This window comes from Sideroxydans sp. (assembly GCF_054604835.1).
On the sequence record NZ_JBTSFG010000005.1, the window covers coordinates 35,918 to 52,042 of the forward strand.

The window sequence follows — 16,125 nt, forward strand, 5'->3', positions numbered from 1 at the left end:
TTGTATTTCTCCAGTGGTTATCGTGATTCGAAAATGCGCCGTGCGGTGTGCAGGTCTTGTTCGGTATCTACGCCGCTGGGCGGTGCGTCCGGCGTGACGGTCACGCCGATCTGGTAGCCATGATACAGCGCGCGCAGTTGTTCAAGGGATTCCGCTTGCTCGATGGGGGCGGGCGCGAGCAGGCCGTAAGCTTTCAGGAAGGAAGCGCGGTAGGCATAGATACCGATGTGGCGCAGCACTGCGACATCGGTGGGCAGGGGCGCACCTTTAGCATAGGCATCGCGCGGCCATGGGATAGGCGCACGACTGAAGTACAGCGCATTGCCGTGTTTGTTGAGCACCGCCTTGACGATATTTGGATTGCGCATGGCCGATTCATCGTGGATGGGATGGCAGGCGGTGGCGATGGCACAGTCGCTGTGGTCGTGCAGATGTTGCGCGACAGCCGAGATGAGTTGCGGCGGTATCAAGGGCTCGTCGCCTTGTACGTTGACCACGATGGTGTCATCCGGCCAGCCCTGTTGCATGGAGACCTCCGCGATGCGGTCGGTACCGCTGACATGGTCGGCGCGGGTCATGCAGGCATCGAATCCGTTCACCCTGGCTGCCTCGACGATGGGTTGGTGGTCGGTGGCGATGATGATTTGCTGTGCGCCGCTCATGGCCGCCTGTTCCGCGACGCGGATCACCATCGGCTTGCCGCCGATGTCCAGCAGGGGTTTGCCCGGCAGGCGTGTGGATGCGAAGCGGGCGGGAATGACTACTTTGAACGAAAGCATCAGAGCTTTTCGATTTCCTCGGCGGTGAGCGTGCGTGCCTCGTCGGCCAGCATCACCGGGATGTCATCCTGGATCGGATAAGCCAGTCGGTCTGCCTTGCAGATTAGCTCCTGTTCGGACTTGCGATACAGCAACGGTGATTTGCATAGCGGACAGACCAGAATGTCGAGCAGTTTAGCGTCCATGAGATAGTTTTTCCGTGATGAGGTTGAACAGCGGCGGGGCGACTTGCGCATCCACTTGCAGCACCCAGTGTTTAGCGGTGGCGAATGCGGCGCATTTTACCGCATCTTTTTCCGTCATGAGTACCGCGTCGGCATCCTTGGGGTTGATCTCGTCGCCGGTGTAGCGGTGATGATCGGGAAAGGCGTGCGTGTCCGGCTGCAGGCCGAGTTGTTGCAGATGGCGGAAGAAGCGTTGCGGGTGACCGATGCCGGCGATGGCATGCACTTTCAGGCCATCAAAATCGGCAGCGGATCGCGTCTGGGTCGGGTCGAGCAGATTGTGGAAGCGCGTGCCTTGCAGCGACATCAGCATGCCTTCCACCGCATCGGGTGAGCCGCCATTGAACACCAGCGCATCGACTTCGCGCAGACGCGACAGCGGTTCGCGCAGCGGTCCGGCGGGCAGCAGCAGGCCGTTGCCGAAACGGCGCACGCCATCTATCACGGCGATCTCTACATCGCGTTGCAGGTGATAGTGTTGCAAGCCGTCGTCGCTGATGATGATGTCGCATTCGGGATGGGCTTGCAGCAAAGCAAGTGCCGCTGCGGGCCGGTCACGTCCTATCCATACCGGGCACAGTGCGCGGCGCGCCATCAGCAAAGGCTCGTCGCCGACCGTGTTCGCGCTATCGTCCTTGTGTACTTCGCGCGCTGTCTCGTCAGCTTCACTGCGGTAGCCGCGGCTGATGATGGCAGGATGCCAGCCGGCTTCGATCAACTGCTGCGCCAGCCACAGGGTGAGCGGTGTCTTGCCTGTGCCGCCGACCGTGACATTGCCAACCACGATCACCGGCACCGGTAATTTCACCGAAGTGAGCAGACCGGCACGGAACAGTGCGCGGCGTAGCGCGACCAGCAGACGGAATATCAGGCTGAGGGGATACAGCAGCAGATGGAGCGGGGAGAGACGATACCAGTGCTGCTGCAGACGTTCCATGTCCGCGGACTACTTGGAGGACGGGTTGCGTGTGGTGAAGGTGATGCGACCGTAGCCGGCTTCGCGGGCTGCTTCCATGATGGTGATGACAGACTGGTGTGCTGCTTTGGCATCGGCATTGATCACGATCACCGGATCGTCCTGCTTGCCCGCCGCTTTGCGCAGTGACTGGGCGAATTCGGACAAGTTCTTGAAGTTGGTGCGTGCGCCGTTGATCGCATAGTGTTCGGAGGCATCGACCGCCACCACGATGGGCTTGCTGACTGGCACCGCGCTATCGGCACCGCTGGCCTGTGGCAGGTTGATCTGCAGTTCGGAGAACTTGCCGTAGCTGGTGGTGACCATCAGGAAGATCAGGATCACCAGCAATACGTCGATCATGGCGATCAGGTTGATCTCCGGTGCCTCGCGATCGCGGCCACGCTGGAAATTCATTTACGTTCCCCGTGCACGATCTCGACCAGTTTGACGGCTTGCTGCTCCATCTCAATGGTGAGGCTGTCCACCTGCGCGCGGAAGTGGCGGTAGGCGATCATGCTGGGTACCGCGACGATCAGACCGAAGGCGGTGTTGTACAAAGCCACCGAGATGCCGTGCGCCAGTTCGGCCGGCGCTGCGCCGCCCGCGTTCTGCGAGCCGAAGATCTCGATCATACCGACCAGCGTGCCGAACAGGCCGAGCAGGGGGCTGATGGAGGCAATGGTGCCGAGGGTGGTCAGGAAGCGCTCCATCTCGTGGCTGGCGGCGCGGCCGGTCTCTTCGATGGCTTCCTTCATCACTTGCGGGGGGCTCTTGATGTTCTTCAGTCCGGCGGCGAACACCTTGCCCAGTGGTGAGCCGTTGCTCAGACGTTCCAGCATGGCAGGGCTGACGCCGCGCTGTTTCAGCTCATTCACCACTTCGTCCAGCAGATTGGGCGGGATCACATTCTTGCCGCGCAGATAGATCGCACGCTCGACGATGAGGGTGACAGCAACCAGCGAACAGATGATCAGAAACCAGATCGGCCAGCCGGCCGCTTCGATGAGATTGAACACGCAACGACTCCCAATGGCGAAAATTTCAAGGCGCGAACTGTAGCCTGTAAGGTATGTGCAGGGCAAGGCAAGTTGACCGTTTAAAGCTAACTGGCGGAGCGGAAAGCTTTTTATATTTTATGCACAAAAGCTGGGGATAACTTTGTGGATGAATGACTTTCATACATCGATAAAGACCGTCATTTCGGGCCTTGCCGAATCGTTGCATAAAAATTATACGTTAAAAAATATCAATAAAAACAATGTAGTGCGGTAAGTCGTTGTTTTTTCGACAGGGGGGATTGTCAAGTGGGCGCTGTTTGCTGAGCAGGTGTGGATTATCTGAGTTTGTCAATATGCCATTTGGCCTATATTTTGACTTTTTTTACGGAATTTTTACTCAGGCGAGTTGCGCTATCAAGACCTCGCGCAGCGCATTGCGGGCGTTCGCATCGTTCAAAGCTTCACCGTCTATCCAGAATGTGTCTTCGGCGCGCGCGCCCAGCGTGTTGATCTTTGCACTGCGGATCAACACCTTATGCCGCGTGAGGATGTAGGCGATGCGTGCCAGCAGGCCGGGTCGGTCTCCGGCGACCAATGACAAGTTGTAGCGCCCCTTTTCATCGCGGCGCAGATCGACCTGCGGCGCGATGGGGAAATGTTTCAACTGGCGACTGCGGCGACCGAAGGCCGGTTCGGGTATGGAGACGGCGTCGCCGCCGATCTCCTCGGCCAGTGCGTATTCGACGTAGTTCATCACATCGCGATAGGCGGATTTGTCCTGACTCTCATCCATCACCAGGAAGCTGTCCAGCGCGTAGCCGTGTTCGGTGGTGTGCACCTTGGCTTCCATGATGTTGTAGTTCATGCGCGCAAAGAAGTTGCAGATGCGCGCAAACAGGTAGGGCTGGTCATGCTGATAGACCAGCACTTGCATGCCTTCGCCGATGCGGCTCAGGCGCGTCTTGATGATGGGCGCCTTGATGTCCGGGCGCTGGGTCAGCGCCCGCGTATGCCAGGCGATCTCATGCGCCTCGTGGCGGATGAAGTATTCATCGTCCAGTTTCGCCCACAGCGGCAGATAGGTCTCCGGTGCGATCGCATACAGATTGAGCGTGGCAGCCGCCTCGCGTTGCGTCTCGCCGATCTGGTCGGCGATCTTGCCGTAGCTCAGATAGTGCAGCGTGGCGTGGTACAGATCCTCCAGCAGCTTGCCTTTCCAGGCGTTCCATACTTTGGGGCTGGTGCCCCGCACATCGGCGACGGTCAGCAGATACAAGGCGGTCAGATGGCGTTCATCCGGTACTTCCGATCCGAATGCGGCGATCACATCCTGATCGCTCAGATCCTGTTTCTGTGCGGTGGCGGACATGCGCAGATGGTTCTTCACCAGCCAAACGACGAGCTCGGTATCTTCGGGCGAGATGCCGTGCATCTTGCAGAAGCGCCGGGCATCGGCGCGTCCCAGCAGGGAATGGTCGCCGCCGCGTCCCTTGGCGATGTCGTGGAACAGTGCGGCGATGTAGAGTACTTCGATGCGCTCGAACTCGCGGATCAGGCGGCTGCTCAGCGGGAATTCATGCGCGTACTGTTCCAGCGTGGCACGGCGCAGATTGCGCAACACCATCAGGATGTGTTCATCCACGGTGTAGACGTGGAACAGGTCGTGCTGCATCTGGCCGACCACGCGGCCGAAGGCTGGCAGGTAACGTCCCAGGATGTCCTGCTGGTTCATGCGGCGCAGCGCGTGGGTCAATCCCTGCGGCTGGCGGAAGATCTGCATGAACAGTTCGCGGTGGCGCGGCTCACGCCGGAACGCAGGGCCGACCAGATGGCGGGCGCGCCACAAGGCACGCAGTGTCGCGGCAGAGAAACCGTTCAGTTCCGGGTGTTGTTGCAGTAGCAGGAAGCATTCAAGGATGGCAGACGGCTCGCGTTCGAACAGTTGGTCGTCGCATGCTTCCAATGTGTCGTCGCGCGCGATGAAGCGCGGATTGAGCGGGCGCGTCGCACTGGACGGGAACAGACGCGCGCGCATGGTCTGCAGCAACACACTGTTCAGCTGCAGTACCGCGCGCTTAGTGCGGTAATACTGGCGCATCATGCGCTCGCTGGCACGCAGCTGCGGCGTGGATTCGATGCCCAGCTGTTCGGCGAGCGGATGCTGGTAGTCGAACACCAGCCGGTCATCATGGCGTCCGCACAGTTCGTGCAAGCGGATGCGCATATCCTGCAGCAGATGCTGGTGGCGTACCACTTGCCGTGCTTCGGCCATGGTCAGCAGTCCGTTGCGCGCCAACGCCTGCCAGGTGTCGCCGAAACCCGCTGCGCGCGCGATCCACAGCACGTTGTGCAGATCACGCAACCCGCCCGGACTTTCCTTCAGATTCGGTTCCAGATTGAAGTCGGTATCCACGTAGCGGGTGTGGCGCTGCTGTTGTTCAAGACTCTTGGCCTGATAGAAGGCGCAAGGATCGAGGTGTTCATGCAAACGCTGTTGCAGTGTCTCGAACAGTGCGGCATCGCCATCGAGCAGGCGCGCCTCCAGCAGATTGGTCTGCACGGTGATGTCACTGCTGGCGGCTATGCATTCATCCACCGTGCGCACACTGTGGCCGATCTCCAGCCCCATGTCCCACCACAGGCCGACCAGCGCTTGCAGGCGGCCTTGCAGCGCTTCGTCCGCTTCCTGCGGTAGCAGGATCAGCAGGTCGATGTCCGATCTTGGATAGAGTTCGCCACGGCCGTAGCCGCCCACCGCGACTAGCGTCACATCATGCGGGATATTGGAGGTGCGCCAGACCTGTTGCAGATGTTCGTCAACGGTCTGCGTATGGTCGCGCAGGTAGCGGGCGGGTTGGGGCGACTCCGCATAGGCCTGCTTGAGCGCGAGACGCGCGGCACGCAGGCTGTTGCGGATGGCGACAGGCATCAGGCGGGAATAGCGGGCGATCCGGCGGAAAGCGTCAGGACTTCATAGCCGGTCTCGGTGACCAGTATGGTGTGTTCCCACTGCGCGGACAGGCTGTGATCTTTGGTGACGATGCTCCAGCCGTCGCCCAGTTGCTTGATGTCTTTCTTGCCAGCGTTGATCATCGGCTCGATGGTGAAGATCATGCCTGCTTCCAGTTTGACGCCGGTGCCGGCCTTGCCGTAATGCAGAACCTGCGGCTCTTCATGGAACTTGCGGCCTATGCCGTGGCCGCAGAATTCGCGCACCACGCTGTAGCCCAAGCCCTCGGCAAAGGTCTGGATGGCATGGCCGATGTCGCCGAGATGAGCGCCTGCGCGCACCTGGCGGATGCCGTGCCACATCGCTTCATAGGTCTTCTCGCACAGGCGTTTCGCCTGGATCGAGGGTTCGCCCACGTAGTACATGCGGCTGGTGTCGCCGTGGAAACCGTCCTTGATGGTGGTGATGTCCAGATTGACGATGTCGCCATTCTTCAGCTTCTTGTCGCTGGGCACGCCGTGGCACACCTGATGGTTGATCGAGGTGCAGATGGATTTCGGGTACGGCGTGTGGCCACCCGGTGCGTAGTTCAGCGGCGCGGGGATGCAGCCCTGTATGTCGACCATATAGTCGTGGCACAACTTGTCCAGCGCTTCGGTGGTGACGCCGGGCTGCACGAAGGGTGCGATGTAGTCCAGCACCTCGCCGGCCAAACGTCCGGCGATGCGCATCTTTTCGATCTCTGCTGCGGTCTTGATGCTGATGGGCATGATGAATGCTCTGATATAGATGGGGTGCGAGGATATTAGATAGCCATGGCCAGCACAACAAAAAAGGCACGCCGAAGCGTGCCTTTTTGTGTGCAGCGGAAAGACTTAACGCTTGTTGCCGTTGCCGCCGGCATTACCGCGTCCCAGCGAGAAGCCGGTGCCCTGCGGGCGACGGTTGCTGTTGAACGGTGCCGGTGTGCGATTGCCATTCACGCCAGCGTTGGCATTGCTGCGCGGTTGCGCATCGCTGTTGAAGCGGTTGTGTGAATGACCTTCGCGACGCGGATGCGCGGCATTGTCGTCACGTGTGAAGCTGTGACGGCTGTCCGGTGCGTGATGACGCGGCGCACCGTTGGCGCTGCGCGGGGCATTGCCGGTACGCGGGCCGTTGTTGAAACGCTGACCGCCGTTGCCGCCACGCGGGGCACCATTGCCACGACCGCCGGGAGCAGCCGGACGCGGCTTGAACTTCGGCTCCAGACCTTCGATGGTATGGACGAGGATGGCCTGGCCGGTGTAACGCTCGATGCTGCGCAGCGTGCCGGAATCGCGATTGGATGCGAACGACACGGCGATGCCCGACGCGCCAGCACGGCCGGTACGGCCGATACGGTGCACATAGTCCTCAGCGAACTTGGGCAGGTCGAAGTTGATGACGTGCGTGATGCCGGGCACGTCGATACCGCGCGCGGCGACATCGGTGGCGACCAGCACGCGCACACTGCCTTTGCGCAGGTTGACCAGCGTGCGGTTACGCTCGCGCTGGTTCATGTCGCCGTGCAGAGCGGCAGCGGCATGACCCTGTGCAGACAGGCTGTCGGCCAGCATGTCGGCATCGCGCTTGGTGGCGGTGAACACCACGGCTTGATTCAGATCCACATCGCGCAACAGATGGTCGAGGATGCGGTTCTTGTGAGCCATATCGTCGGTGTACATCAACTTTTGCTCGATGTTCTCGTGGCGGGCCTGAGTGGCGGTGATGCTGATGCGCTTGGGCGACTTCAGCAGGCGCTGTGCCAGATTGCCGATCGCGCCGTCCAGTGTGGCGGAGAACAGCAGGGTCTGGCGTGTCTTGGGCGTGGCAGCAGCGATGCGTTCCACATCGTCGATGAAGCCCATGTCCAGCATGCGGTCGGCTTCGTCCAGCACCAGCATCTCCAGACGCGAGAAGTCGATACGGCCGCGTTCGATGTGGTCGATCAGACGGCCCGGTGTCGCCACCAGGATGTCAACCGGGCTGGACAGCAGCTTGTTCTGCAGCGGGTAAGGCATACCGCCGAGGATGCTCACTACCTTCACGCGCATGTTCTTGCCGTACTTGGTGGCGGCATCGGACACTTGCTGTGCCAGTTCGCGGGTCGGGGTCAGTACCAGGATACGCGGGCCTTTGCTGCGCACGGCCGATTCGACCGACAATTTTTGCAAAGCAGGCAGGATGAACGCGGCGGTCTTGCCGGTTCCTGTCTGGGCGGAGGCCATCAGGTCGTGACCGGCCAGTGCTTCAGGGATAGCTTGTTCCTGGATCGGGGAGGGAACGGTGTAACCCGCTTCCTGAACGGCCTTCAGGATGGTCGGTGCCAGACCCAGCGAGTCAAAGGTGATTGTAGTGACAGCAGTCGCGGGAATAGCGGTGGCAATGATATTTTCAGACATGGTTGTTCCTTGATTTTTATAAGACACAGCGCATGCGTGGCCACGGGCCACACAATGGAAATCAGTAGGGGGTACTAAAGACCTCTACCGGCGCAAACAAACATCGTCGCTAACCGGTGAAGCTTGGCGCATCCGAAAATTACGGGATGCAGAGGGGTCAGGAAACGATGGACTCTATGCCGCCTGTGAAGCGGCAAGGCGCGCATTATACGGATGGATGAAAGAATAGCCAGAGAAATCTTGGTTTGCCCAAGACAGTGGCTGTTCGAGCAGGTAATATCCGGCAAGGGGCAGGGATGATACGGACTTTCAGGGGGGGGCGGGGATGATGCGGATCGGGGTGGTGTTGGCCGCGTTGCTGCTGGTGGCTTGCGGCAAGCAGGAAGCCGCATACGAACCCGCATTCAGTTCGCAGGCTGTTGGAACCATGCATAAAGAATATGTGGTCGGCATCCACCCTCTGCACAATCCCAAGCGGCTGGTCGAGGTATACGGCCCCATCGTCGACCATCTGAATGCCAGCATCCCGCAGGCGCGCTTCCGGCTGGAAGCCTCGCGCAACTACGAAGAGTTCGACAAGAAGCTGTACAGCGGCTATTTCGATTTCGCCATGCCCAATCCCTACCAGACGGTGCGCTCACTCGAACACGGCTACCGGGTGTTCGGCAAGATGGGCGACGACGAACTGTTCCGCGGCATCATCCTTATTCGGCGTGACAGCGGCATCCGCAAGGTGAGCGACCTCAAGGGTAAGGCGGTCGCCTATCCTGCCCCCACTGCACTGGCCGCGACCATGATGCCGCAGTATTACCTGCATACCCACGGTCTGGACGTGAACCGCGACATCGAGAACATCTATGTTGGTTCGCAGGAGTCTTCCATCCTGAACGTGCTGCACAGACATGTCGCCGCCGGGGCAACGTGGCCGGTGCCCTGGATCACCTTCCAGCAGGAGTATCCCGATCTGGCAGCGCAACTGGAAGTGAAATGGCAAACCGAGATTCTGCCCAACAACGGCTGGGTGGCGCGCAAGGACGTGCCGCCCGAGCTGGTGGCCGCAGTTGGCAAGGCCTTGATCGGTCTGGCCGACACGGAAGTGGGGCGGGCTATGCTGGAAAGACTGGGGGTTACCCGTTTTGTTTCGGCGAATGACGAGATATATGCGGAGGTACGGCGCTATCTTGAGAAGTTCTCTGTCACCGTGCGCCATATCGAATACTGATGCCATGAAAAAAAGACACTCCTTTATCACCGCTTTCTGGCGCAACTCCATCCGCAGGCAGCTGGTGCTGGGCTTCGCCGTGGCTTCGTTGGTGCTGATGACATTGTTCGGTTATTTGATCCATGCCCAGCAACGCGACGCGCAATACCAGTCGTCGACCGAGCGCGCCACCTCGCTGGCGCATGCGCTATCCATCAGCAGCACCTCGTGGGTGCTGGCGAACGACCTGGCAGGTCTGCAGGAGGTGGTGCAGGGATTCGCGCGCACTACCGACATGCGGCGCGCCTTCTTCGTCAGCCCACAGGGCGAGGTGCTGGCCTCGACCTCGCCGGCCGAGATCGGTTTCTATGTGACCGATCCGCTGAGCCGCGACATGCTTGCCTCAACGACGCGCGACCAGTTGGTGTTGGTGGATCAGCGCAATCTGGTGGTGGTCGGTCATCCGGTGCTGCTGGGCGGCCGGCATCTGGGTTGGGTGCGGGTGGAGATGACGCGCGATACGGTCAACGCCAATCTGGGCGCATTGACTCGGGTCTGGCTGCAGTTCGGGCTGTTCGCGGTGGTGATGGTGACGTTGGTCGCGATGTATCTGGCAAGGCGCATGACCCATGGCTTGCACCATCTGATGTCGGTGGCGTCGGCGGTGGAGCAGGGGCAGATAAAGCGCCGCACCGATGTCGGTCGTCGCGACGAGATCGGCACGCTGGCGAGACATCTGGACCGCATGCTGGACAGCATCGAGCGGCAGAAGCGGCAGCTCAGCGAGAGCGAGGCGAAATATCGCTTCCTCGCCGACAATATCTCGGATGTCATCTGGGTGCTGAACCTGCGCACCAATCGCTGGGAATACATGAGTCCGTCCGTCGAAAAGCTGCTTGGCTATAGCGTGGAAGAAGTGATGCCGATGCCGCTGGAGAAGACCTTGACACCTGCTTCCCTTGAGAGCGTCCGGCAGTGGATCGCGGAGCGCAGTCAAGCGTTCCTGGCAGAACAAAGTCCGAGGAACTACACCGAGGAAGTTGAGCAGATACGGCGCGACGGTAGTACGGTATGGACCGAGATTACTGCCCATTTCGCATACAACATTCAAGGCGATCTGATCGTGCTGGGGCTGACGCGCAACATCAGCGAGCGCAAACAAGCCGAGGAGCAGATTCGCAATCTGGCGTTCTACGATCCGCTGACCCATCTGCCCAACCGTCGCTTGTTGCTTGACCGCTTCGGGTTGGTCATCGCGGCGTGCAAGCGCAGCAAACGTTATGCGGCGCTGATGTTCATCGATCTGGATAACTTCAAACCGCTCAACGACGAACATGGCCACGATGTGGGCGATCTGCTGCTGATCGAAGTCGCACAGCGCATGACCGATTGCGTACGCGAGGTGGATACCGTGGCACGCTTCGGCGGCGACGAGTTCGTGGTGATGCTGAACGAGCTCAGCACCGACCGGGAAGCTTCCATGCAGCGTGCGTCGGACATCGCGGAAAAGATACGGGAGGCCTTGGCCGAGCCGCATCGCCTGCGCGTCGAGCGCCAGGACAGCGATCCGCTCATCGTGGAGCATCGCTGCACGGCGAGCATCGGTGTGGTGCTGTTCGACCGGCACTGTTCCTCCAGCGAAGACCTGCTGCGGCTGGCGGACGACGCCATGTATCAGGCCAAGGAAAGCGGGCGCAACCAGGTGCGCTATCTGGAACCTCGTCCACCTTTGCATAAGCACGCTTGAAATCCACCGCAGTGCCCCCAGATACCGAGGCGACCTATTCGGTACACCCTGGATTTTGTTCAACGATACATACGGAGAAAATATGACTGACAGCACGACCGTCAACCGCGAAACAATGGGCTTCCAAACCGAAGTCAAGCAGCTTCTGCAGCTGATGATCCATTCCCTGTATTCCAACCGCGAGATTTTCCTGCGCGAACTGGTCTCCAACGCTTCCGACGCCTGCGACAAGCTGCGCTTCGAGGGCTTGCACAACGATGCCTTGTTCGAGAACGATTCCGAACTGGCCATCCGCATTGGCTATGACAAGGAAGCACGCACGCTGACCATCAGCGACAACGGCATCGGCATGAACCGCGACGACGTCATCAACAACCTCGGTACCATCGCCAAATCCGGCACACGCGAATTCTTCGGCAAACTCTCCGGCGACCAGCAGAAGGACGCCAACCTGATCGGCCAGTTCGGCGTGGGTTTCTATTCCGCCTTCATTGTGGCCGACAAGGTGACCGTGGTCACCCGCCGCGCGGGCGAGAACGCCGATCAGGGCGTGCGCTGGGAATCCGACGGCGGCGGCGAGTTCGACATCGAGATGGTGGAGAAGGCGACACGCGGCACCGAGATCACCCTGCACCTGCGCGCAGATCAGGACGACCTGCTGGCCGGTTACAAACTGCGCGAGATCATCAAGAAGTATTCCAACCATATCGTACAGCCCATCCGGATGCAGAAAGAGGAATGGAAGGACGGCAAGTACGAAACGTTGGACGAGGATGAGACCGTCAACCAGGCTACCGCGCTGTGGACGCGATCCAAGAACGACATCAGTGAAGAACAGTATCAGGAGTTCTACAAACACGTCGGCCATGACTACGACGACCCGCTGGCGTGGAGCCACGCCAAGGTCGAAGGCCGCCAGGAATACACGCAACTGCTGTACATCCCCAAGCACGCACCGTTCGACCTGTGGGACCGCAACGCGCGCCACGGCATCAAGCTCTACGTGCGCCGCGTGTTCATCATGGACGACGCCGAACAACTGATGCCGCTCTATCTGCGCTTCGTGCGCGGTGTGGTGGATTCCGCCGATCTGCCGCTCAACGTCTCGCGTGAGATCCTGCAAGAGTCCAAGGACATTGAAGCCATCCGCAAGGGCTGCACCAGCAAGGTGCTGGCACTGCTGGCCGACATGGCCGAGAAGGAGCAGGAGAAATACGCAACCTTCTGGGGCGAATTCGGCAAGGTGCTGAAAGAAGGCGTGGGCGAAGACATGGGCAACAAGGACAAGATCGCCGGCCTGCTGCGCTTCGCTTCCACCAAGGCGGATACCAATGAAGAGACCGTCTCGCTCAAGGACTACATCGCCCGCATGAAGGACGGCCAGGACAAGATCTACTACGTCACCGCCGAGACCTTCAACGCCGCCAAGAACAGCCCGCACCTTGAAGTGTTCCGCAAGAAAGGCATCGAAGTGCTGCTGCTGTCCGACCGCGTGGACGAATGGGCGCTGAGCTACCTCACCGAGTTCGAAGGCAAGCAGCTGGCCTCCGTCGCCAAGGGCGGTCTCGACCTCGGCGCACTGGAAGACGCCGCCGAGAAGCAGGAACAGGAGAAGCAGGCCGACGAACTCAAGCCGCTGCTCGACAAGATCAAGAGTAGTCTGGCCGACAAGGTCAAGGAAGTGCGCGTCACACACCGCCTCACCGACAGCCCAGCCTGTCTGGTCGCCGACGACAACGACATGAGCGCCAACCTCGCGCGCATGCTGAAAGCCGCCGGCCAGAACGCGCCGCTGTCCCAACCCATCCTCGAGATCAATCCCACCCATCCGGTGGTGTTGCGCCTCAAGGGCGAGGAACAGCGCTTCGATGACTGGGCTGCCGTGCTGTTCGACCAAGCCCTGCTTGCCGAAGGCGGCCAGCTCGATGACCCGGCCAGCTTCGTCAAACGCGTCAACCAGTTGATGCTGGAGATGGGCAAGTAAGCGTCAGGTCGTTACGTATCACACAAAACGGGCATCTGAGGATGCCCGTTTTTATTTGCGAAGCTGCCTCGGTTTTGTTCTAACATCTCAAGCAACAATCTTGCTTACCATGCAATGGGAGTGTTCGAGATGAATAGATCGCGCCGCCGCTTGCTTAAACAACTGACTGCGTTGGGGCTGCTGGCCGGTGCGGGCATCCCCGGCCTGATCCGCGATGCACTCGCTGCCGGGAACTATCCGGTCATACAGGGCATGCACAAGATCAAGGGCGAGGTCCGCATCAACGGCAAACTGGCCCGTGAGGGACAACCTGTGTTGCCGGGGGATAAGGTCACCACCGGCGCGAACGGTGAAGCCATCTATGTCATAGACGGTAATGCCTTTTTGCAACGCAGCAACAGCGTGGTGCATTTCGGCAAGGATGCGGCTAAGGAATTCTTCCGCGTCGTCAGCGGCCGGATACTCTCGGTGTTCGAGCGCGGCGAAAAGCGGCTAGTAGTGCCCACTGCTGCCATCGGCATCCGTGGCACCGCATGCTATATCGAGGCTGAGCCGAAGAAAGTGTATTTCTGTCTCTGCTACGGTACCGCCGAGGTCGAGCCGACTGCGGAACCCGGACGGGTAGAGCATATCAAGACCCAGCATCACGACCACCCCATCTACATCCATCACGATACGGGCATGCCCTCCATGGCGAAAGCCAAGGTCGCCAACCATACCGACGACGAACTGATCATGCTCGAATGGTTGAACCGGCGACGGCCGCCGTTCTATGGGCTGGGTTTGACTGAGTATTGATCCGGTTCGGGTGATTGCCTCCGTACTCTAGGTGGGCGAAATAACGCTCTCCTGAGCAAGTCGAAGGGCAAACGGGCATTGCGTCAGACGCCTGCTCAGTCGAGCGCAATCCGATCCAGATACCTTGCCCGATACAGCAACCGCGGGTTTTGCGCATCGTCGGTGAAGGCGCTACGGTCGTGCAGGACGTTGTTGCAGAGCAGGCCCATGCCGGGCTGCAGGGTAGTTTTGAATACTTGCGGGACGTCGGAGGCGAGCAGGGCTTCCAGTGCGGCGACAGCTGCCTTGGTGGCGTCGTCGTCTTTCCATTCGATGCTGCGGGTGCGGGCGGTGTAGCGCATGTGCAGGTTGCCGTCTGCATCCATTGAAAAGACCGGGCCGCTCTGGGCGGGACGCACGCCGTCGTTCTCGTCCACACGTTCGGGGATGGTCATCACGTCCGGTTGCATCAATGCTTTGATGTGCGCCGGGTCTTGCTCGCGCAGCAGCAGGTAGCACAACTCGTGATCCATTAATCTATTCTCGCCGCCGCTGAGCGCATCGCGCACGCAGTGCAGCACCATGGCGCGTATCTGCCTTTCCGGCGGGTTGTAGTAGCCGTCGGTGTGCCACTTGATGGGTTTGTCGGTGTAGGGGATGTAGTGCTTGCGCGTGCCACCGTCGAACACGCGGATGGATGACACGCCATCCTCACCGGCCAGCCAGTTGGCATCCAACTGGTTCAGGCCGAATTGCGTGCCCAGCTTGCGCAGGATGTCGCTGTCTTCTTCCAGCATGGGGCTGGCGTAGATGGCCATATTGCAGTTTTTGATGCGTGTAGCCAGTGCTTCGCGTTCGCTTGCGCTGAGGGCGCGCGGGTCTTTCACTTCGACGATGAGGTCTGCCGCAGTACGCGGAGCGCCGGCCAGCTTGGCGTCGCGCCAGCGCTGGTAGCTGTCGTCATCGGCGAGGTCGAAGGGGCTGCTCATTCAGTCCCCGCTGGCGCCACTGCGGCGGCGGGCCGGGCGGGGTTCCTCTTCCCACAGACCGCGTAGCGTCTTTTCTACCAGCTTCACGGAATCCGGTGCTTCGAAGCTGATCATCGGGTCGATGATCCACTTGGCGTCTTCTTCGCTCAGGATCTGGCTGATGCACCAGGCGAGATAGCGATAGAACCCGTAGTCGGGGCCGTTCTCGTCGTAGTCGAAATCCGCATACTCACCGGCACGTCGGTTGAGAAGTTCGATGAAGTCCTGCTTGCAGGTCTTCTGATCGCTCTCCAGCAAGCGGCTGCGGTTCTCGGCATAGGTCTCACCCGTGCGATTCGCCAGATTGCCGGTGAATATCTGCCGGTCTTCTGCGGAAAGTTTGCGATAGGCGAGGCGATCCGCGACGAGGATGAGGAACACCAGATATTCGGCTAGGAAGTCGAGGTATTGCGGCCCGACCTCAATGGCGAAGTCGTCCTTGCGCGTGCGGCGCAAGGCGGCATCGGCGATACGCCAGAGCGTGAAGGCGAGCGCATCCGAGATCTCCTGCGGCGTACGCTCCCGGCCATCCTTGAACCAGTTGCTTTTGATGCGGATGGCGACGTGCGCCTTATCCCTTGCGGATGTAGAACTCATGCACGCCTGCCGCAGTTTCAAGGGTCTCCAGCACGGTCATGCCGGTGGTCGCCGCCCAGCCTTCGACGTCCGAAGCCACGCCCGGACAATCGCTGACCAGCTTGAGCACTTCGTTCGTCTGCATGCCGTTCAGCAGCTTCTTGGCCTCGACGATGGGGCCGGGGCACACTGCGCCACGGATATCCAGCGAGACATTGGCATGCGGGTGTTTCGCGCTCTTGCCGCCTTTCTGGATGTGATAGCCGGTGCTACCGCCATCCATCTTCTCGGTCTTGATGACCGAATTGCCGGTCAGTTCAGCCCAAGAGAAGAGATCGTCCGGCGTGCCGGGGCAGTTGGAGATCAGCAGCAACACCTGGCCGGGGTTCAACTCGTCCACCATGCGTTTTGCGCCGATCAGCGGCTTGGGGCAGGACAGCCCCTTCATATCCAGCACTACATGTACGTTGTCATCCATTT

The 16,125-nt window shown here is 60.1% G+C and carries 15 protein-coding genes; 4 read left to right on the forward strand and 11 right to left on the reverse strand.

The annotated features are described in order from the left end of the window. Nucleotides 1-17 precede the first annotated feature (17 nt). The 8 genes from kdsB to ACYCZ5_RS09175 all read right to left on the reverse strand — a co-directional run bounded on the left by kdsB (nt 18) and on the right by ACYCZ5_RS09175 (nt 8,332). A complete protein-coding gene (gene kdsB, locus ACYCZ5_RS09140; RefSeq protein ID WP_461544493.1) occupies nt 18-779 on the reverse strand; it encodes a 3-deoxy-manno-octulosonate cytidylyltransferase in 762 nt (253 codons plus the stop codon). Beyond that, nucleotides 779-964 (reverse strand): Trm112 family protein, encoded by a 186-nt coding sequence (locus ACYCZ5_RS09145; RefSeq protein ID WP_461544494.1) that lies wholly within the window; start codon nt 962-964, stop codon nt 779-781. Before ACYCZ5_RS09145 ends, kdsB begins: the two co-directional genes overlap by 1 nt. Then, complete coding sequence (gene lpxK, locus ACYCZ5_RS09150) at nt 954-1,940, reverse strand: tetraacyldisaccharide 4'-kinase (protein ID WP_461544495.1); 987 nt, start codon at nt 1,938-1,940, stop codon at nt 954-956. Before lpxK ends, ACYCZ5_RS09145 begins: the two co-directional genes overlap by 11 nt. A 9-nt stretch (nt 1,941-1,949) precedes the next feature. Then, on the reverse strand, nt 1,950-2,375 hold the full coding sequence (locus tag ACYCZ5_RS09155) for an ExbD/TolR family protein (protein ID WP_461544496.1): 426 nt from the start codon (nt 2,373-2,375) through the stop codon (nt 1,950-1,952). Beyond that, nucleotides 2,372-2,977: a MotA/TolQ/ExbB proton channel family protein gene (locus ACYCZ5_RS09160; protein WP_461544497.1), complete on the reverse strand. Its 606-nt coding sequence runs from the start codon at nt 2,975-2,977 to the stop codon at nt 2,372-2,374. Before ACYCZ5_RS09160 ends, ACYCZ5_RS09155 begins: the two co-directional genes overlap by 4 nt. Before the next feature lie 379 nt (nt 2,978-3,356). Next, nucleotides 3,357-5,888: a [protein-PII] uridylyltransferase gene (locus ACYCZ5_RS09165; RefSeq protein WP_461544498.1), complete on the reverse strand. Its 2,532-nt coding sequence runs from the start codon at nt 5,886-5,888 to the stop codon at nt 3,357-3,359. Beyond that, the gene (gene map / locus ACYCZ5_RS09170) at nt 5,888-6,679 is read right to left on the reverse strand and encodes a type I methionyl aminopeptidase (protein ID WP_461544499.1); all 792 of its coding nucleotides are present in this window, start codon (nt 6,677-6,679) and stop codon (nt 5,888-5,890) included. Before map ends, ACYCZ5_RS09165 begins: the two co-directional genes overlap by 1 nt. Before the next feature lie 105 nt (nt 6,680-6,784). Beyond that, nucleotides 6,785-8,332 (reverse strand): DEAD/DEAH box helicase, encoded by a 1,548-nt coding sequence (locus tag ACYCZ5_RS09175; protein WP_461544500.1) that lies wholly within the window; start codon nt 8,330-8,332, stop codon nt 6,785-6,787. Nucleotides 8,333-8,657: 325 nt separating this feature from the next. Here ACYCZ5_RS09175 and ACYCZ5_RS09180 point away from each other — a divergent pair, with 325 nt between their 5' ends. The 4 genes from ACYCZ5_RS09180 (at nt 8,658) to ACYCZ5_RS09195 (ending at nt 14,062) form a co-directional block, all read left to right on the forward strand. Then, nucleotides 8,658-9,554 (forward strand): phosphate/phosphite/phosphonate ABC transporter substrate-binding protein, encoded by an 897-nt coding sequence (locus tag ACYCZ5_RS09180; RefSeq protein ID WP_461544501.1) that lies wholly within the window; start codon nt 8,658-8,660, stop codon nt 9,552-9,554. 4 nt (nt 9,555-9,558) lie between these two features. Then, nucleotides 9,559-11,280 carry a diguanylate cyclase domain-containing protein gene (locus tag ACYCZ5_RS09185; RefSeq protein WP_461544502.1) on the forward strand — a complete coding sequence of 574 codons (1,722 nt, stop codon included), beginning with the start codon at nt 9,559-9,561 and terminating at the stop codon, nt 11,278-11,280. Nucleotides 11,281-11,362: 82 nt separating this feature from the next. Then, nucleotides 11,363-13,264: a molecular chaperone HtpG gene (gene htpG / locus ACYCZ5_RS09190; protein WP_461544503.1), complete on the forward strand. Its 1,902-nt coding sequence runs from the start codon at nt 11,363-11,365 to the stop codon at nt 13,262-13,264. A 129-nt stretch (nt 13,265-13,393) separates the two neighbouring features. After that, nucleotides 13,394-14,062, forward strand: a complete 669-nt coding sequence (locus ACYCZ5_RS09195; RefSeq protein ID WP_461544504.1) for a twin-arginine translocation signal domain-containing protein — start codon at nt 13,394-13,396, stop codon at nt 14,060-14,062. 95 nt (nt 14,063-14,157) lie between these two features. Here the strand turns inward: ACYCZ5_RS09195 and ACYCZ5_RS09200 are convergent, their stop codons facing one another. From ACYCZ5_RS09200 to ACYCZ5_RS09210, 3 genes are read right to left on the reverse strand one after another with little or no spacing between them, the layout of a single operon-like run. Further along, nucleotides 14,158-15,030 (reverse strand): TauD/TfdA family dioxygenase, encoded by an 873-nt coding sequence (locus ACYCZ5_RS09200; RefSeq protein ID WP_461544505.1) that lies wholly within the window; start codon nt 15,028-15,030, stop codon nt 14,158-14,160. Continuing rightward, nucleotides 15,031-15,666, reverse strand: a complete 636-nt coding sequence (locus ACYCZ5_RS09205; RefSeq protein WP_461544506.1) for a hypothetical protein — start codon at nt 15,664-15,666, stop codon at nt 15,031-15,033. Further along, a complete protein-coding gene (locus ACYCZ5_RS09210; protein WP_461544507.1) occupies nt 15,641-16,123 on the reverse strand; it encodes a sulfurtransferase TusA family protein in 483 nt (160 codons plus the stop codon). The genes ACYCZ5_RS09205 and ACYCZ5_RS09210 overlap by 26 nt, the downstream gene beginning before the upstream one ends. Nucleotides 16,124-16,125: the final 2 nt, after the last annotated feature.